Annotated in this window: 17 protein-coding genes; 8 read left to right on the top strand and 9 right to left on the bottom strand. The window is 67.8% G+C overall.

Annotated elements, in window-relative coordinates:
* Positions 1-3: 3 nt before the first annotated feature.
* From RTK35_RS15820 to RTK35_RS15800, 5 genes are all read right to left on the bottom strand, one after another.
* Positions 4-1,056 (bottom strand): acyl carrier protein, encoded by a 1,053-nt coding sequence (locus tag RTK35_RS15820; RefSeq protein WP_316908404.1) that lies wholly within the window; start codon positions 1,054-1,056, stop codon positions 4-6.
* A 99-nt stretch (positions 1,057-1,155) separates the two neighbouring features.
* On the bottom strand, positions 1,156-2,922 hold the full coding sequence (locus RTK35_RS15815) for an FAD-dependent monooxygenase (protein ID WP_253122468.1): 1,767 nt from the start codon (positions 2,920-2,922) through the stop codon (positions 1,156-1,158).
* Between the two features lie 3 nt (positions 2,923-2,925).
* On the bottom strand, positions 2,926-3,537 hold the full coding sequence (locus RTK35_RS15810) for an HAD-IB family hydrolase (RefSeq protein WP_044405561.1): 612 nt from the start codon (positions 3,535-3,537) through the stop codon (positions 2,926-2,928).
* Positions 3,527-5,041, bottom strand: a complete 1,515-nt coding sequence (locus tag RTK35_RS15805; protein ID WP_316908403.1) for a class I adenylate-forming enzyme family protein — start codon at positions 5,039-5,041, stop codon at positions 3,527-3,529. The genes RTK35_RS15810 and RTK35_RS15805 overlap by 11 nt, the downstream gene beginning before the upstream one ends.
* A gap of 36 nt (positions 5,042-5,077) precedes the next feature.
* Complete coding sequence (locus RTK35_RS15800; RefSeq protein WP_316908535.1) at positions 5,078-6,118, bottom strand: SDR family oxidoreductase; 1,041 nt, start codon at positions 6,116-6,118, stop codon at positions 5,078-5,080.
* 534 nt (positions 6,119-6,652) lie between these two features.
* On the opposite strand from RTK35_RS15800, the gene RTK35_RS15795 reads away from it, so the two are divergent.
* Positions 6,653-7,246 (top strand): TetR/AcrR family transcriptional regulator, encoded by a 594-nt coding sequence (locus RTK35_RS15795; protein ID WP_044405555.1) that lies wholly within the window; start codon positions 6,653-6,655, stop codon positions 7,244-7,246.
* Positions 7,247-7,294: 48 nt separating this feature from the next.
* Here RTK35_RS15795 and RTK35_RS15790 read toward each other — a convergent pair whose 3' ends face one another.
* On the bottom strand, positions 7,295-7,927 hold the full coding sequence (locus RTK35_RS15790; protein WP_284547014.1) for a TetR family transcriptional regulator: 633 nt from the start codon (positions 7,925-7,927) through the stop codon (positions 7,295-7,297).
* 94 nt (positions 7,928-8,021) lie between these two features.
* Between RTK35_RS15790 and RTK35_RS15785 the strand changes: the two genes are divergently transcribed.
* The 3 genes from RTK35_RS15785 (at position 8,022) to RTK35_RS15775 (ending at position 11,102) form a co-directional block, all read left to right on the top strand.
* Complete coding sequence (locus RTK35_RS15785) at positions 8,022-8,687, top strand: O-methyltransferase (protein WP_044405551.1); 666 nt, start codon at positions 8,022-8,024, stop codon at positions 8,685-8,687.
* A gap of 275 nt (positions 8,688-8,962) precedes the next feature.
* Entirely contained in the window at positions 8,963-10,567 is a 1,605-nt protein-coding gene (locus RTK35_RS15780; protein WP_074971869.1) for a M28 family metallopeptidase, read from the top strand.
* Between the two features lie 109 nt (positions 10,568-10,676).
* Positions 10,677-11,102, top strand: coding sequence for a LexA family protein (locus RTK35_RS15775; protein ID WP_074971868.1), 426 nt, complete (start codon positions 10,677-10,679; stop codon positions 11,100-11,102).
* Positions 11,103-11,129: 27 nt separating this feature from the next.
* Here the strand turns inward: RTK35_RS15775 and RTK35_RS15770 are convergent, their stop codons facing one another.
* The 3 genes from RTK35_RS15770 to RTK35_RS15760 form a co-directional block, all read right to left on the bottom strand.
* Positions 11,130-11,282: a hypothetical protein gene (locus RTK35_RS15770; RefSeq protein WP_182852994.1), complete on the bottom strand. Its 153-nt coding sequence runs from the start codon at positions 11,280-11,282 to the stop codon at positions 11,130-11,132.
* A gap of 225 nt (positions 11,283-11,507) precedes the next feature.
* Positions 11,508-11,903 carry a hypothetical protein gene (locus RTK35_RS15765; protein ID WP_044405547.1) on the bottom strand — a complete coding sequence of 132 codons (396 nt, stop codon included), beginning with the start codon at positions 11,901-11,903 and terminating at the stop codon, positions 11,508-11,510.
* Between the two features lie 36 nt (positions 11,904-11,939).
* Positions 11,940-12,422 carry a GreA/GreB family elongation factor gene (locus RTK35_RS15760; protein ID WP_316908402.1) on the bottom strand — a complete coding sequence of 161 codons (483 nt, stop codon included), beginning with the start codon at positions 12,420-12,422 and terminating at the stop codon, positions 11,940-11,942.
* A gap of 132 nt (positions 12,423-12,554) precedes the next feature.
* Between RTK35_RS15760 and RTK35_RS15755 the strand changes: the two genes are divergently transcribed.
* The 4 genes from RTK35_RS15755 (at position 12,555) to rmuC (ending at position 16,023) form a co-directional block, all read left to right on the top strand.
* The gene (locus RTK35_RS15755) at positions 12,555-12,926 is read left to right on the top strand and encodes an XRE family transcriptional regulator (RefSeq protein WP_044405544.1); all 372 of its coding nucleotides are present in this window, start codon (positions 12,555-12,557) and stop codon (positions 12,924-12,926) included.
* Between the two features lie 18 nt (positions 12,927-12,944).
* Positions 12,945-13,694 (top strand): RES family NAD+ phosphorylase, encoded by a 750-nt coding sequence (locus RTK35_RS15750; RefSeq protein ID WP_044405542.1) that lies wholly within the window; start codon positions 12,945-12,947, stop codon positions 13,692-13,694.
* 387 nt (positions 13,695-14,081) lie between these two features.
* Complete coding sequence (locus tag RTK35_RS15745) at positions 14,082-14,495, top strand: tetratricopeptide repeat protein (RefSeq protein WP_044405541.1); 414 nt, start codon at positions 14,082-14,084, stop codon at positions 14,493-14,495.
* Between the two features lie 52 nt (positions 14,496-14,547).
* Positions 14,548-16,023 carry a DNA recombination protein RmuC gene (rmuC, locus tag RTK35_RS15740; protein WP_316908401.1) on the top strand — a complete coding sequence of 492 codons (1,476 nt, stop codon included), beginning with the start codon at positions 14,548-14,550 and terminating at the stop codon, positions 16,021-16,023.
* The last annotated feature ends 218 nt before the right edge of the window (positions 16,024-16,241 follow it).

Raw genomic sequence — 16,241 nt, 5'->3', positions numbered from 1 at the left:
GGGTCAGCCCATGCGTCCGAGCAGGGCGGCGGCGTCCTCGGGGCTGCGCCGGGACATCAGCGCCTCACCGGCGAAGGCGCTGGTGCTGCAGGTGCTGGCCATGCGTTCGCACAGGGCGGCGCGGTCGAAGCCGGTCAGGCCCAGTTCGGCGAAGGGGCGGCTGGCGTCGGCGCCCTGTTCCGCCAGCAGCGGTGCCACGGCCTCGCGCAGGCGTTCATCGGGGGCGATGGGCGCTGCGTCGGCGGCCTCGGCACGGGGGCCGTCGGCCAGCAGGCGGGTGACCTGGGCGATGGTCTGCTGGGCACAGACCGCCTCGCTCAGTTCGCTTTCGTGGGGCTTCAGGGCCGGCCACTGGCGGGTGACCAGGTCGAGGAAGTCCAGGCGGATCAGCGAATCCAGCCCCTGCTCCTCGTAGGGTTGGCGCGGGTCCAGTTCGGCGGCGTCGAACCCGGTGATCTCGGCCAGCAGCGCCAGCACCTGGCCGGCCACGTCCACGGGCTCGGTCGCCGGGGCGCTGGCGAGCTGGGCGAGCACCTCGGCCGGGCTCTGCAGGTCGAAGAAGTGCTCGGCGTGGGTGCGGGTCTCGGGGAAGGCCTGGCCGAGGGCATCGAACAGGTTCACCCGGCTGAGGGAGTCCAGGCCCATCTCGTCGAAGCGCTGCTGCAGGTCGATGTCGGTGGCGGGCAGGCCGCTCATGGCGCTGATCTCCTCGCGCAGCCAGGCCTCGTAGCCCGGGGTCTCAGCGGGGGCTTCCGGCAGCGGCGCGGCCGGCACCACCCGCAGCGGTGTCACCGACAGCGGCGGGGCTTCGCGGCGTTCGGCGGCCAGGTCCTGGTGGTTGAGGTAGAGGCTCTGCACCACCTGCTGGTGGGCTTCCAGGTACTGCGAGGTGACCAGCTGGGCCTGTTCGATCAGGCGCAGCAGCACCGCTTCGCGGGCGCTGTGGGACTCGCACAGGGAGTCGATGATCTTGCCGGACAGATCGAAGTAGCTCTGGGCGATCTTGCCGTTGGAGACGATGAAATCCTGAACCACGTTATCCAGTGCCAAGTTCATGGGGTTGACCTCAAAAAGGGCGCGACATTGATCCACGGGCGAGCCGCCACGCTGGGGCGGCTCTCCGTCAGGGAATAAGGGTGTGGGTGGGGGCGGGCGTCAGGCCGTGGCCGGCTCCGGGGCATGCAGCGTCCGGCTGACCGGCAGCGGCTGGCGCACCAGGCCCGAGCGCAGCTGCAGGTAGCTCTCCAGCGCCATGGGTTGCAGGCCCTGGAAGGCGATGTAGCCGTCCGGGCGCACCAGCATCAGGCTGCCGGCCGGGGCGTGGTAGCGCTTGTGCAGCCGCCAGTCCGGGTCGAGCAGGGTTCGCGGGTGAGCCGTGAAGTCGCGGGTGTCGAGGGCGTCCACCACGCAGAAGGCCTGCACGGCGGGGTAGTCCCGTTCGATGCGCGCGGCCAGGTCACGGTAGCCGGGCAGCAGCGGGGAGAACTGGTCCTCGCCGGTGAACACCAGCAGGGTGAAGCCCTTGTCGAACAGGTCGATCAGGTGCTGCTCCGGTGCCCCCGGGTTGGGTTGCCAGAGCGTCACGTCCGGGGCCAGGTGCCCGGCCAGCGGGGCGCGGCCGTGGTACTCGCCGGCGTGGCCCTTGCGCGCCCAGCGGTTGCGCTGTCTGGGCTCCAGCGACTGCTGGATGTGCTCGCTGGGGCGGTAGTGGTACTGGTGCCCGGAAATCATCGAGGGCAGCACGCGCTGCACCGCGCGGCGGCGGGTGATGAGCGGCAGCAGGTGGTCCCGCAGCCACACCAGCGGGCGCTTCTGCACGGTGATCAGGGTGGTCAGGCGGTGGGCGGTGTTCTCCACCTCCAGGGCCACGGGGTAGCGCTCCTCGTGGTAGCTGTCGAGCAGCGCGGCATCGGCCAGGCCCTGGTGCACGAAGGCGAGCTTCCAGGCCAGGTTGTACGCCTCGGACACGCCCAGGTTCATCCACTGCCCGCCGATGGGGCTGCCGATGTGGGCACTGTCGCCCACCAGGAACACCGGGCCTTTCTGCATCTGCTGCACGCGGCGGTGCTGGAAGGAGGCGATGGTGGTGGAGCTGAGGTTGGACAGGGTCATCTTCTGCCCGCGCCCTTCGCACAGGCGCTGGAAGTTCTCCAGGGTCAGCGGCGGGCGGTCGGCCTCGTCGGCCGGCAGGTCGTAGGGCATCTCGATGAACAGGCGGTAGCGCGACTGCGCATTGATCGGCGCGACCGCGACGTAGCCCTGGGTGTCGCCGAGGAAGAAGGCGCCTTCGTCCTGGCTGCCGTCCCACTGGATGTCGGCGTCGGCGAGCATGAAGAAACGGTCGTAGAACTCGCCTTCGAAGGTCAGCCCCAGGTGCTTGCGGATCGGGCTGCGCGCACCGTCTGCGGCGGCCACCCAGCGTGGCCGGAGGATCTGCTGCGGGCCCTCGGCCGGTTGCAGCGTCACGGTGGCCTGGTCGCCGTCCACCTGCAGGTCGGTCAGCTCGGTGTTCCACTCCACCGTGATGCCCAGTGTGCCCAGGCGCTCCAGCAGGATGGCCTCGGTCTGCGGTTGCGGCAGGCTCAGCAGCATGGGGTAGGGCGCCTGCAACTGGGCGAAGTCGTAGTTGAGGATGCGGCTGCCGTCGGACTGCACGGAGAACTGGTTGATGGCGAAGCCCTGGGCCACGGCCTGCTCGGCCACGCCCATGGCGCGGAAGATCTCCAGGGTGCGCGAGTGGATGGCGATGGCCTTGGTGGCGGTGGAGGGGCCGGCGTTCTTCTCGATGATGCGCAGGGGGATGCCCTGCTGGGCGAGGAGGATGGCCAGGGTCATGCCGATGGGGCCGGCGCCGACGATCAGGACGGTGGGCGCGCCGGTGGGCCGGGTGGGGGTCTCGGTGGCGAAGGGTTGGCGGCTCATCGGTCAGTACCAGTTGCGGTAGAAGGGGAAGGTCGCCACGTCCAGCAGGTCGCGGTCACCGGAGGAGTCGCCGTAGGCATAGATGTCGTACTGGGCCAGGTCGCCGACGCAGGCACGCAGGCGGGTGACCTTCTCGCGCTCCACGCAGTTGCGCCCGTCGATGGCGCCGTTGAGGCCGCGCTTGTCGGTGGCCAGGCGGGTGCCGCAGACGTGGTCGAAGCCCACCAGGTTGCCCCAGGGCAGCAGGTAGTTCTCCGGGGAGTTGCTCACCAGCGCGGTGACGTGCCCTTGGGCCTGGTGCCACTTGAGCCGGCGCAGGGCCTCGGGGCGCAGCCAGCGGGACAGGTGCTCGGTGATGAAGAAGCGCGCGTGCTCGCGCTCCTGCTCCACGGTCAGCCCCTTGAGGTAGCGCTCGATGAAGGCCTGCCGCGCCGTCATCAGCGGCACCAGGCCGAGCAGCACGCCGGCCATCTTCGGCAGCAGCGGGACCATGGCCAGCCAGAAGCGCGCCGGGCCGTGGATGAAGCGCATGTAGCGCCAGAAGGTGTGGCGGTCGGTCAGGGTGCCGTCGAAGTCGAAGACGGCGAGGACCGGTCGGTGGGTTTCAGCTTGCATGGGCTCTCTCCTTGAGCGTGAGGATTTCGAAGACGCGGGGCAGCTTGAAGCCGGACAGGTGGCGGGCGAGCAGGGTGTTCAGCTCGCCCTGGGCGACCTCGTCCGTGCACTGCACGGCCAGGTGCAGGACGTTGATGGCCTTGGCGTCGGGCACCACGTAGGCGCGGGCGGCGGTGACGGCGGGGTGGCGCAGGGCGACCGCCTCGATCTCGGCGAAGTCGATCATCTGCGCCTTGATCTTGGAGATGCGCAGGCGCTGGCAATAGAAGAACAGGTGGCCGCTGTTGTCCTGCCAGGCCAGGTCGCCGGTGTGCAGCCAGCCGTCGCGGATGAACCGCGCACTGACCTCCGGCTCGCCGTCGTAGGCCTCGATCACCATGGGGCCCTTGATCAGCAGCTCGCCGATCTGCCCGGTGCGCACGTCCTCGCCCCGGCTGTTCACCACCCGCACCTGCACATGGCGGATGGGCAGGCCCATGGCGCCGCGCGAAGTCGGTTGCAGGGAACTCTGCACCAGCATCGGCATGCTCTCGGTCAGGCCGTAGCCCTGCAGCACCGGGCGGCAACCCAGCAGCTCGCCGAGCTTCTGGCCTTCGTCGGCGGGCAGGTGGCTGCCGCCCGAATAGAGCATCAGCTCCGGGTGCAGCGGCGGCGGCGGGGTCTTGCGCTTGGCCAGGCGCAGGTTGAAGTAGCGGATCACGTCCGGCACCAGGCAGGCGAAGCTGACCTGGTGCTCGGCCAGCACCTCGGCCAGGTCGCGGTTGAGCAGGGTATTGGTCATCAGCAGGGTGGCGCCGATGCTCAGCGGGAACACCAGCATCACCGACAGCCCGAAGATGGCGTACAGCGGCAGCGTCACCAGGTGCACCGAGCCCAGGCCCTGGGGGTGGAAGTGCTCGTGCAGGCCGTCGCTGGACAGGGTCAGGTCCAGGTAGTGGTGGGGCACGCCCAGCGGCCGGCCGAGGCCACGGTAGGTGTACTGCAGCGAGGCAATCGGGTTGCCCTCCGGCAGCGCCAGCGGGGCCGGGGCATGGGCGAGCCCGTCGAGGCGCACGGCGTTGGCCGGTAGCGCCGCCTGGCTGGCGGGGCCGTCCACCAGCAGGCAGTGGCGGATGCCGGCGCGGGCGAAGGTGGCGGCGTGCTCCTCGGCCAGTTCGGCGAGGGTGATGAGGGCCACTGGCTGGGCGGCGTCCATCACCGCGCCCATTTCATGAGGCGTGAGCTTGTAGTTGAGGATCACCGGCACGGCGCCCCGACCCAGCAGGGCGAGGTAGAAGGCGATGAACTCGGCGCCGTTGGGCAACGCCAGGGCGACCCGCTCGCCGGGCTCCAGCCCCAGCGCCGCGAGGGCGCCGTTGCGCAGGCAGGCATGGGCGTGGAGCTGGGCGTAGGTGAAGTCGCCGCCGGGGCTGTCCAGGTCACGGATGGCGCAGTGGTCCGGGTGCGCCCGGGCGATGTCGAGGAAGCGGTGCAGGAAGCCGGGAGGGTGGGAGGTGGGGCTCATGGCAAGGGGAACTCCGTCCGGTATCGAGGGGAAGGCTCATTCGGCAGTAGGAAGGGGGTTCCCGGTTTCCGGCAGGTAGCCGTTCGCCCGGTACCAGTTCAGGGTGTCCGCCAGCGTCTGTTCCACGGGACGGAAGCGGCAGCCCAGTTCTTTTGCGCTTTTTTCGTGGCTGAAGTGGGTCCGGTCGCGTTCGCCGGCCATCAGCTTGATGGTGGAGTTGCTGATCAGCACCGGCTTGCCGGTGATCAGGTGTTGCAGTTCATAGAGGGCGGCGATCACCCGCAGCACCGCCAGGGGAACCTTGCGCTCCGGTGCAGGCAGGCCGCTGACCTGGGACAGGACCTTGAAGATGCTGCCCATGTCCATGTGCACGCCGGCCGCCAGGTAGCGCTCGCCGCTGCGCCCCCGCTCCAGCGCGGCCAGTACGTGCTGGGCGACGTCGCGGGCATCCACCACCGAGAAGGTGCCGGGGAGCACGCCGGGCAGCTTGCCGTGCATGAAGTCGATGAGGAACTGGCCGGAGGAGGTGGGGCCGATGTCGCCGGGGCCGAACATCCAGCCCGGCAGCACCATGGCCATGCGCATGTCGGGGTGGCTGTGGAGGAATTTGCGCACCACGAGTTCGGAGAGGATCTTGCTGCGGTAGTAGTCGTCGGCACCGGCCTCGGGGCGCGACATGGTCTCGTCGATCAGCTGGCCCGGCTCGCCCTTGAGCACGGCGATGGAGGAGACATGCACGCCTCGACGGATGCCGGCCTCGTAGGCAGCGGCCAGCAGGTTCTCGGTGGCGATCACATTGGTGTCGTAGAGCACCTGCCAATGTTTACCGCCCTTGTAACTGTCGCGGAAGTAAGCGGCGGTATGTATGAGTGCATCGCAGCCTTTCAAGTGAGCGCGAAACTTATCAACTTCCTGCAGGTCGCCCTGAACCAGTTCGACGGGCAGGTCACCAAATTGTTTTCTCGCTTTATCGATGGAACGAACCAGCGCTCTTACTTTGATATTGCGTTGTAAAAGTGCATGTACGGTGTTGTTGCCCAAGAGTCCCGTTGCGCCGGTTACGAATGCACATTCCATTGAAAAAACACCTTGTTTGAACACGTGGGTGAAGGGCTTCCTTTCGCTTGCCAGCGGTCTGTCAGATTTGTCCCAGGACGCTGGCGGCGCAGATTGAATACCAGTCGGTATTCAAAAATCAAGCGGTATCCGAATGTGTCAAACCCCCTGTTCATGTAGGGGTTTTAGGTGCATAACCTATTGATTTTCATGGCTATGTTGTTCGAGTTCGGTATGGGCGCCGCTCGTCGGATCAGTGCGTTTGCAGGTTAATTTTTTGTGTCATCGCGCCGGATGCTGGCGAATTGATGACCCGCGCCTGGCGCCGGCGAGGGAATGGCCGGGCGCTGTGCGAGCGCTTCGGCAACCGGTGATAACGCGTTATCACCGGCGAGTTGGTTTTGATACCGGGTACGTCCGTGCCGGAGAACGATGCGTTATGCTGCGCCGGGTCAAAAGGCGGTGAAAGCCTGGTATTGCAGTCGGGGGGATGCAGGGCCGACCGGCATCTTTTCAGAATCGAGGTCTGGAGTTAGCACATTGACCAAAACCAGAATGGGCCGCGAAGAGAAGCAACTTCATACCCGCGAGCAATTATTCGAAGCGGCGACGGAACTTATGGTGAGCAAGGGATATCACGCCGCCAGTGTGAGTGATATCGCCGAGCAGGCCGGCTACTCCAAGGGGGCATTCTTTTCCAACTTCGCCAGCAAGGCCGACTTGCTGGTTGCCCTCACCCAGCGCTTCAAGGGCGTGGAGATCGAGCGCCTTGGCCAGGCCCTGGCCAGCGGGGCGTCCACGGCGGAGTTGAGCCAGGGGTTGCTGATGTACATCGACAACCTGAAGAACAACAAGCCGTGCGTGATCCTCGATGTGGAGCTGCAACTGATCGCCGCCCGCGACGCGGATTTCGCCCAGCACTACCACGACCTGCACCAGGCCAACAGCGAGGCGCTGGGCACGCTGATCGAGCTGATCTTCCACCACCGTGGCAAGCAGGCGCCGATGAGCCGGGAGCTGCTGGCCATGACCTTCACCGCCCTCTCCGAGGGGCTGATGCTGCAGGGCCGGGACGATCCTGCGGAGCAGATCCGCCTGGTGCTGGAGGCGCTGATCGAGAAGGCGCCGGGGTTGCCCGCCAGTCGCTGAAGGGCGGCAGCCCGCCCGAGGTGTAGCGGCCGGATCACGGCCTGCCGATCACTCCGCCCCCAACCCCCGCAGGTACGCACAGAGCATGTCCGCCAGCGCTTCGGAGAAGGCATGGATGGCTTCGGCCGTGCGGGGCTGTTCGGAGAAGTTCTTGCCCACGGCGCCGAGGGTGGTGGTGAGCAACTGGCAGGCGAGGGCGCGTTGCTCGTCGGTGGCGGTCGGCAGGGCTTCTTCGACGAAGGTGAGGAACAGCCGTTTGGCGTAGGCCTTGGCCTCCCTGGCTTCCGGGGCGTCGCGGTAGAGCGGGGCGGCGTCGTTGAGGGCGGTGCGCATGTCCGCCTCTTCGCATTCCGAGTGGACGAAGGCCTGCACCAGGTGGCGCAGGCGGGCCAGCGGAGGCTGCTCGCGGTCTTCGAGGATTTGCCGCAGCAGGTCGGTGGTGCGCTGCCACTCGTCACTCTGCAGGCGGAACAGGATGGCCGCCTTGTTGGGGAAGTACTGGTACAGCGAGCCGATGCTCACCCCGGCGCGTTCGGCGACCCGGGCGGTGGTGAAGCGCGCCGCGCCCTCCTTCTGCAAAACCTGAATAGCGGCGTCGAGGATGCTCGCCACCAGTTCGGTGGAACGGGCCTGCTGGGGCTCCTTGCGCGTGGCGATGCGCGGGTTTCGGCGTTCGGGCATGGGGGCTCGGCGGAATGCGAATGGGTGAATGTGACGAAATCGTCGCATTCTATTCAGGCGCAACGTAGCGCTCAACCTGACCCACGGAGTCGCCATGACCACCCTCACTTCCGCCCCCCTTGCTTCCCTGCTGGACAGCCTGTTCCAGCAGGCCGACGCCCTGTCCGTCGACGACCATCCCGCCCTGGCCGGGCTGGACGGCGCGGCCCTGACCCGGCTCATGCACAGCAAGACCGATTACCTGGAGCTGTATGCCCAGTTGCGCGACCTGCCGCTGCCGGTCTCGCGGGAGACCGGGCGCCTGCTGTACATGCTGGCCCGCAGCAGCGGTGCCCGGCACATCGTCGAGTTCGGCACCTCGTTCGGCATCTCCACCCTGCACCTGGCGGCCGCCCTGCGTGACAACGGCGGCGGCCGGCTGATCACCTGCGAGTTCGAGCCCGGCAAGGTGGCGCGGGCGCGGGGCAACCTGGAGGTCGGCGGCCTGCTGGACCTGGTGGAGATCCGCCGGGGCGATGCCCTGCAGACCTTGCGCACGGACCTGCCCGAGTCGGTCGACCTGCTCCTGCTGGACGGTGCCAAGGCGCTGTACCCCGAGGTGCTGGCGCTGGTGGAGCCGCACCTGCGGGCGGGCGCGCTGGTGATCGCCGACAACGCCGACCACAGCCCGGAGTACCTCGCCCACGTCCGCGCGCCTGCGGGGGGCTACCTGTCGGTGCCTTTCGGCGGTGATGTGGAGCTGTCCATGCGGCTGGGCTGAGGCGGGGCACAGGCGCCGGGCCGTGGTGCGGAATCCAGGTGTGAAATTGCTGGCGTCTTGATGGCAAATACCTGGCGTTTCGTCGCCGTTTGCGGCCCTTTGCGCCTTTTTGTATCAAAAAGGCGACAAGTTTCACGAAACCGGCGACTCCCCGGGAGAACCCCGGCTACACCGTCCAGTCTAGGTTCGAGGCCGTCCGAAGGATGCCGTACGGACAATGGCATTGCGCCATTCCCAGGCCTGCCTAAAGCCACTTCAAATGGATTGGAGTCAACATGAAGAACAACGTCAAACGTGTTGCCGGTTCCATCGCATTCGCCCTCTCCACCGCCGCCCTGGCGGGGCCCACCTCGGACGCCGAGCAGTTCAAGGAATACTGGAGCCCCGGCAAACCCAACGCCGCCATCTGCAATTCACCCCTCCTGGTGGGCACGCCCCTGGGGCTGCCGCGTTGCATGCAGGCGCGCAACGTGTTCGCGCGGCTGCAGGCCCTGGAAGACATCGCCAGCCTCAACGAGGGCAACCGCGCCGCCGGCCGGCCGGGCTACCAGGCCTCCATCGACTACGTGAAGCGCACCCTGGAGAAGGCCGGCTACAAGGTCACGGTGCAGCCGTTCCCCTTCACCGCCTTCTACCCGAAGGGGCCGGGCACCCTCAGCGCCGTGTCGCCCACTCCGGGCAACTACGTGTGGGAGACCGACTTCAACTACCTCTCCCAGACCGAGGCCGGTGACATCAGCGCCCCGGTGGTGCCGGTGGACCTGGCCCTGGGGGCCGGCAACACCAGCAGCAGCGGCTGCGAAGCGGAGGACTTCGCCAACTTCCCCAGCGGCGCCATCGCCCTGGTCCAGCGCGGCACCTGCAGCTTCGAGGTCAAGGCGGAGAACGCCGCGGCCGCCGGTGCGGCGGGGGTGATCATCTTCAACCAGGGCAACACCGACGACCGCAAGGGCCTGGAGAACGTCACCCTCGGCGACGGCTACGAAGGCGGCGTACCGGTGATGTTCGCCACCTACGACAACGGCGTGGCCTGGTCGCAGACCCCCGGCCTGCAGCTGCGCATGGTGGTGGACGTGGTCCGCGAGAAGACCCAGACCTACAACGTGGTTGCCGAGACCCGCTACGGCAACCCGAACAACGTGGTGATGGCCGGCGCCCACCTGGACTCGGTGTTCGAAGGCCCGGGCATCAACGACAACGGCTCCGGCAGCGCCGCCCTGCTGGAAATGGCCGTGCTGCTGCGCAAGGCCTACCCGCTGAACAAGCTGCGTTTCGCCTGGTGGGGCGCGGAGGAGGCCGGGCTGGTGGGCTCGACCTACTACGTGAAGAACCTCACCGCCGAGGAGAAGAAGAAGATCAAGGCCTACCTGAACTTCGACATGATCGGTTCGCCCAACTACGCCAACCAGATCTACGACGGTGACGGCTCGTCCTTCGGTCTGCAGGGCCCGCCCGGCTCCGGCGCCATCGAGCACCTGTTCGAGGCCTACTTCAAGCTGCGCAACCAGGCCAGCGAAGGCACCGAGATCGACTTCCGCTCCGACTACGCGCAGTTCTTCGAGGACGGCATCGCCTTCGGTGGCCTGTTCACCGGCGCCGAGGACATCAAGACCCCCGAACAGGCGCAGAAGTACGGCGGTGCTGCCGGCAAGCCGTTCGACCCGTGCTACCACAACGCCTGCGACAGCACGGCCAACATCAGCCTGGAAGCCCTGGAGCTGCATGCCGATGCCATGGCCTTCGTCACCAGCTGGCTGTCCATCTCCACCAAGGTGATCGACGACGAGATCGCCGCTGCCAAGGCAGCCGGCGGCAAGGGCCTGCTGCGCTCCCAGAGCGTTCGCCAGAGCGATCGCTGGGGTCCGGACTACGTGCGCTGATCCCCGCTGTTCCCTTGCGCCGGTGGCCCCGGCGCAAGGGCTTCTCCCCGTTGACGGCATTTCCTTTCTCGAAATACTGTATGCATGAACAGTATTCGGAGAATCCGCCATGGGGACTGTCCGCATCATCGGCCGCCTCGGCCCCTCGTACGCCACCCTGCCGCTCTACACCCTCGCCCTCGACCAGGCCCCCCGGCAGCCGGTCCGCCTGCACCTGGCGGGCAGCGCGCCGCTGGACGACCTGCTCGGCGTCGACATCCCGCAGACCTTCAGCCTGCGCCTGGAGGACGACAGCATGAGCGCCATCGGCCTGTACGCCGGGGACATCCTCATGGCCGACCGGGCCCTGGAGCCTGGCGATGGCAGCCTGGTGGTCGTCCGCATCGAGGGCGACTTCTGCATCCGCCGGCTGTGCCTGGAGAACGGCCATAAGGTGCTCCGCGCCGCCAGCGAGGGCTACCCGCCGGTAACGCTCGCACCGGGCGAAGCGTGGCGCGTCCGGGGCGTGGTGACCCACAGCTTCCGCCGGCCCTGAGGCAGGGATGCCCAGGGCCGTTCGGGGTCAGTGGAGGAGTTGGCGCGACTTGCCGGGCTTGCGCGGGTGGGGCGCCTGGCGTGGCGCTCGGGTGGTGGGATGGTGGTGGTGATGGGCGATGCGCAACATGCCCCACAACATGGCCACTGCGACCAGCAGCCAGCCCACGACCAACAGCACGATAAAGCCTTCAGGACTCATAACAACCGCCTTGGCACCCGCGTGTGGGTGCCTGCTGGAAAGTCTAGTCCGCGCCGCTTCGCCGGGTGTGTCAGGGCATGGCCTCCGGTCGGCAGGCGACAGGGCATTCGTCGGATGGCGCCAGGCCACCCCATGCTGGGTTGGGCAACCCGGTGGGCGGAAAGTGCAGGTCGCTTGGTCGGGCCGGTGCCGGCCCAACGGTTCTTACTGGCAGAAGCGCTCGACGTTCTGCCGGGCCTTTTCCGTCGGCGCGTTGCGCTGCTGCTCGCGCCAGAACTGGCATTGCGGGCTTTGTGCGCGATCGCGGGCCTCCGCCCGTTCGTTGTCGCGCTGCTGGGCGGCGTCCAGCCGCTCCTGGTAGTGCTGGAACATCTCGCTGCCCTTGTCCACCTGGGGCGCCGGCGCATCGGCTGGCGGGATGGAGGGGAGGGCGGCACGCCCCGACGCCTGGCTCCAGGCCTGGGCCACCACCGCCTGGTAGCCGAGCCACGCAGTGGCCACCACGGCGACCGCGCCGAGCCAGATGCCCAGGGCGATGCACAGCACCAGTTGCAGCGGGGAATAGGCGATACGCAGGGGTGGGCGGGTACGGCGGGTCATGTCGGTCTCCTTCTGGATGGGGGCAAGGCTAGCCGCTCAGGCCACCTGCAGCACCTCGTACACCTGGGGCACGCCCGCAGGGGCGACCACCACTTCGTCACCCTCGCGCTTGCCCAGCAGGGCCTGGCCCAGGGGCGCGCGTGGGGTGATCACGGTCACCTCGGCACCCTCGGCCTGGACCAGCAGGCCGGCCGCTTCCGGGCCGAGGAACAGCCAGCGCTCTCCGCCCTGTTCGTCGCCCAGGCACACCAGCGCACCCAGGGCGATGCCGCGCTCCGGGTCGTAGGGCCGCAGCACCAGCGCCTCGTACAGGCCTACCGCCTGGCGGATCTCCGCAGCGCGGCGGGCCTGTCCGGTGGCCAGGTAGGACGCCTCCAGGCCGAGGGTGTCGTACTTGTTCTCGGCGATGTTCTCCTCGTGGGTCGCCGTCTCGTAGGCGGTCTGTGCCGCCCGCTGCAGCAACTGCAGGTCGTCGGCCAGGCGGTCGATGATGAGGCGGAGCAGGTGGGCTTTGTCCATGGTCGGTCCGGTTCGCGTGGGCGGGCCATTCTACGTCCTGGCGCGTGGCTGTCGATGCGCCCGCAGGGCGCCTTTGTGTGTGATAAAGCAGCATTGATGATGTATATTGATGCCAACGCACGGAGGAAGACCATGAGCGCGCTGACCCGCCCCCACCTTGATCCCGACGCCGTCCTGGCCAAGGCCCTGCTCAACACCCGCGAGCAACTGGGGCTGACCCGCCAGCAACTGGCCGACATCGTCGGCGTCCACCGCACCGTCGTCACCCGCTGGGCCGACGCCGGCAGCATCCGCCCGCAGAGCAAGACCGGTGAACTGGCGCTGCTGGTGATCCGCATCTACCGCGCCCTGTTCGCGCTGTTCGGCGGCAACCTCGAGGACATGCGCCACTTCCTGCGCACGGAGAACCGTCACCTCGGCGGCGTACCCCTGGAGCTGATGGGGCAGGTGCAGGGGCTGGTGCGGGTGGTGGAGTACCTCGACGCCATTCGCGGCAAGGTCTGAGAGTTAGAGCGCATGGAAATGGACATCTGGAGCGCATGCGACGGCGAACGCCACATCGCCCCCCTGCGCGGGCGCGTGGTGCGCCTGGTAGAGAGCCAGGAACAGGTGGCGACCCTGCAACTGGTGGACAACCTCGCCGAACAGGCCCTGCTGGAAGAACTCATCGAGACCAGCAAACCGCCCCTGCCGCGCAGCGCCGAGCCGCTGCACTACCTGCTCAAGACCCCGTTCCGCTACCCGCCGCTGCGCTGGGGCTCGCGCTTCGGCACGGTGCACGAGCCCAGCCTGTTCTACGCCGCCGCGCGTCTGGAGACGGCCATGGCCGAAGGCGCCTTCTACCGCTTCGTGCTGTGGAGCGGCATGGCCACCCCACCGCCCAGCGGACGCATCCTCTCGGAGCACGCCTCCTTCGAGGCGCGCTTCCAGGTGGAGCGCGGCGTGAGCCTGCAGAACCCGCCGTTCGATGCCTACCCGGCGCTGCTCGATCGCCGCGACTACCGCGCCACCCAGGCCCTGGGGGCGGCCATGCGTGCCGCCGGGGTCGAAGCCTTCGAATACCGCTCCGCCCGCTGCCCGCAGCAGGGGCTGAACATCGCCCTGTTCACCCCCGACGCCTTCACCGAACGGCGCCCGCGCAACCTCACCCCCTGGTTCTGCGAAACCACCGCCGACTACGTCGCCTACAAGCACGCCCAGGCGCCGGACCAGCCTCGTTTGTTCCGCCGCGAAGCCTTCCTGGTGGACGGCGTCATCCCCCAGCCGGCGTGACCCGGAACGGGCCCTGTCACCTCCCGCCAAACGCCCTGAAACAGGGCGTTCGCGCGGGGTCGTGAACGCAGTTGTGCACACTCGCGAAGCACCCTGTCATTTCGCAGTCACAAACGTGCGTAACCATTTGATTCTTCGTCTTGTCAATCTAAAACGATGAAAAATAAGGACTTTTTCCACTGGTGAAAAAATCGCCAATCTGTCTGTAAGGCCCGTTCCATCGGGCCCCGGGAGAAGTGTGAGCACGTTTTTCACAAAGTTATCCACAGCTTCTGTGGATTGTCCCAAGGCGGCCCTCTAGAACGCCGCCTGTGGATATTGGCAAGTCTTTACCTGTGGAAAAAAAGGAGTAGAGTGGCGCGCCTTCTCGGCTTCCCCTGCCTTTCAATGAAGTTTCGCACCCCCGCCATCGACCCTTCCCGCACCGATGACCAACGCCTGCCGTTGCGCGTCGCCCTGTGGCTGTTGGACAGCCCGCGCCTGAGCCAGGCCGACAGCGTCAAGCGCATCGCCGGCCGCCTGCTCAAGCAGCCCGCCCGCCAGGGCGTGGTCGCCGCCCAGAGCCGCCTTGGGCAGATGCTCTGCCGGGACTGTGGCAACACCCGCGACCGCCGCATCGGCCTCGACCTGCTGCGCCAGGCCGCCCGTGCCGGCGACCGCCGCGCCCAGCTCGAACTGGGGCGCCTTTATACACAGCCGCGTACCCAGGAACTGCAGCAGGCCCGCCACTGGCTGGAACAGGCCGCCGCCCAGGGTTCCCACGAGGCCAGCCGCCTGCTGACCCGCCTGCCCCAGGCCTGACCGCCCCCAGAGCGCTGGGTATACTGCCCGGCACCCTGCCGCGGAGCCCTCCATGCCACTCGATCTGCCCAACCTGCTGCTTGGCCTGCTGCTGGCCGCCGCGCCGTTGCTCGGCCTGGCCTGGCGCCAGCAACGCCGGGTCACCGTCCTGGAGGCCGAGCGCCTGGTACTGGACGAGCGCCTGGCCACTGCCCAACTGGCCCAGGACGGCCTCGCCGCCCAGTTGGAGGACTGCCGGGCGGAAGTGCGCGAACTGAACCAGTTCAACGCCGACCAGCAGGCCGAGCTGGCCGCCCTGCGCCGCGAGTCCGAACTGCTGGCCGTGGAGCGCCGCGCCGCCCGTGAAGCCGTCGCCGGCTGGAACGACGAACGCGCCAGCAAGGACGCCGAGCTGCGCCGCCTCGACAGCGAGCGCGCCGCCCTGGCCGCCGAACTGCGCGAGCAGCAGGAGGCCCACGCCCAGCGCCTGGCCGACCTGCAGGCCGCCCGCGACGACCTGCGTGCCCAGTTCGCCGAACTCGCCGGGCGCATCTTCGACGAGCGCGAACAGCGCTTCGCCGAAACCAGCCAGCAGCGCCTCGGCCAGTTGCTCGACCCGCTCAAGGAGCGCATCCAGGCCTTCGAGAAGCGCGTCGAGGAGAGTTATCAACAAGAGGCGCGCGAGCGTTTCTCCCTCGGCCGCGAACTGGAGCGCCTGCAACAGCTCAACCAGCGCCTGGGCGACGAAGCCACCAACCTCACCCGCGCCCTCAAGGGCCAGAAGACCCAGGGCAACTGGGGCGAACTGGTGCTGGAGCGGGTGCTGGAGCACGCCGGGCTGGAGAAGGGCCGCGAGTACCGCACCCAGGTCAGCCTCAACAGCCCCGACGGCCAGCGCTTCCAGCCGGACGTGCTGATCCAGCTGCCCGGCGACAAGCAGGTGGTGGTGGACGCCAAGGTCAGCCTCACCGCTTACCAGAGCTACCTCGCCGCCGAGGACGAGAACGCCCGCCTCCAGGCCCTCAAGGCCCACGTCGGCTCCCTGCGGGGTCACCTCAAGGGCCTCTCGGTGAAGGACTACCAGCGCCTGGAAGGGCTCCACAGCCTGGACTTCGTGCTGCTCTTCGTGCCCATCGAAGCCGCCTTCGCCGCCGCCGTGCAGGCCGACCCCGGCCTGTTCCAGGAAGCCTTCGACCAGCACATCGTCATCGTCAGCCCCACCACCCTGCTGGCCACCCTGCGGGTGATCGACAGCCTCTGGCGCCAGGAACGGCAGACCCAGAACGCCCGCGAGATCGCCGAGCGTGCCGGGGCGCTGTATGACAAGTTCGTCGCCTTCATCCAGGACCTGGACGAGATGGGCAGCCGCCTGCAGCAGCTGGACAAGGCCTACGCCGCCGCCCGCAACAAGCTGGTGGACGGGCGCGGCAACCTCATCTCCCGCGCCGAGAACCTCAAGCTGCTGGGCGCCCGCGCCAGCAAGAGCCTCGCCCCCGACCTGCTGGAGCAGGCAGCGGGGTGGGGGGATGAAGACGAGGGGCGGGAATAGGTGGGTTAGGTTTCATAGGGGCTACAACGGGTGGGGGCTGAGGCGGTAATGGCCAAGCCCGTTATCGAGTTCTGCGGATGTTTTTTGTTTCGCCTTCCCAGGCGAGTCACTTTTCTCATTCGCCCAGAAAAGTAACCAAAAGGGCTCGCCCCTGCATCCGGGTCCCGCTTCGCGGGACTTCCCTCGCTCCGTCGCTGCTTCGGGGGCCGGCGCGATGG

The sequence above is a fragment of the Pseudomonas sp. zfem003 genome (assembly GCF_032621675.1).
In the GTDB taxonomy this organism is placed as follows: Bacteria; Pseudomonadota; Gammaproteobacteria; order Pseudomonadales; family Pseudomonadaceae; genus Metapseudomonas; species Metapseudomonas otitidis.
Note: the sequence above shows the minus strand (reverse complement) of the source record. Positions and strands in the feature narration are given on the sequence as shown.

Coding starts and splice junctions, on each gene's coding strand:
- RTK35_RS15820 (WP_316908404.1), bottom strand. CDS start 1,056: ATGAACTTGGCACTGGATAACGTGGTTCAGGATTTCATCGTCTCCAAC.
- RTK35_RS15815 (WP_253122468.1), bottom strand. CDS start 2,922: ATGAGCCGCCAACCCTTCGCCACCGAGACCCCCACCCGGCCCACCGGC.
- RTK35_RS15810 (WP_044405561.1), bottom strand. CDS start 3,537: ATGCAAGCTGAAACCCACCGACCGGTCCTCGCCGTCTTCGACTTCGAC.
- RTK35_RS15805 (WP_316908403.1), bottom strand. CDS start 5,041: ATGAGCCCCACCTCCCACCCTCCCGGCTTCCTGCACCGCTTCCTCGAC.
- RTK35_RS15800 (WP_316908535.1), bottom strand. CDS start 6,118: ATGGAATGTGCATTCGTAACCGGCGCAACGGGACTCTTGGGCAACAAC.
- RTK35_RS15795 (WP_044405555.1), top strand. CDS start 6,653: ATGGGCCGCGAAGAGAAGCAACTTCATACCCGCGAGCAATTATTCGAA.
- RTK35_RS15790 (WP_284547014.1), bottom strand. CDS start 7,927: ATGCCCGAACGCCGAAACCCGCGCATCGCCACGCGCAAGGAGCCCCAG.
- RTK35_RS15785 (WP_044405551.1), top strand. CDS start 8,022: ATGACCACCCTCACTTCCGCCCCCCTTGCTTCCCTGCTGGACAGCCTG.
- RTK35_RS15780 (WP_074971869.1), top strand. CDS start 8,963: ATGAAGAACAACGTCAAACGTGTTGCCGGTTCCATCGCATTCGCCCTC.
- RTK35_RS15775 (WP_074971868.1), top strand. CDS start 10,677: ATGGGGACTGTCCGCATCATCGGCCGCCTCGGCCCCTCGTACGCCACC.
- RTK35_RS15765 (WP_044405547.1), bottom strand. CDS start 11,903: ATGACCCGCCGTACCCGCCCACCCCTGCGTATCGCCTATTCCCCGCTG.
- RTK35_RS15760 (WP_316908402.1), bottom strand. CDS start 12,422: ATGGACAAAGCCCACCTGCTCCGCCTCATCATCGACCGCCTGGCCGAC.
- RTK35_RS15755 (WP_044405544.1), top strand. CDS start 12,555: ATGAGCGCGCTGACCCGCCCCCACCTTGATCCCGACGCCGTCCTGGCC.
- RTK35_RS15750 (WP_044405542.1), top strand. CDS start 12,945: ATGGACATCTGGAGCGCATGCGACGGCGAACGCCACATCGCCCCCCTG.
- RTK35_RS15745 (WP_044405541.1), top strand. CDS start 14,082: ATGAAGTTTCGCACCCCCGCCATCGACCCTTCCCGCACCGATGACCAA.
- rmuC (WP_316908401.1), top strand. CDS start 14,548: ATGCCACTCGATCTGCCCAACCTGCTGCTTGGCCTGCTGCTGGCCGCC.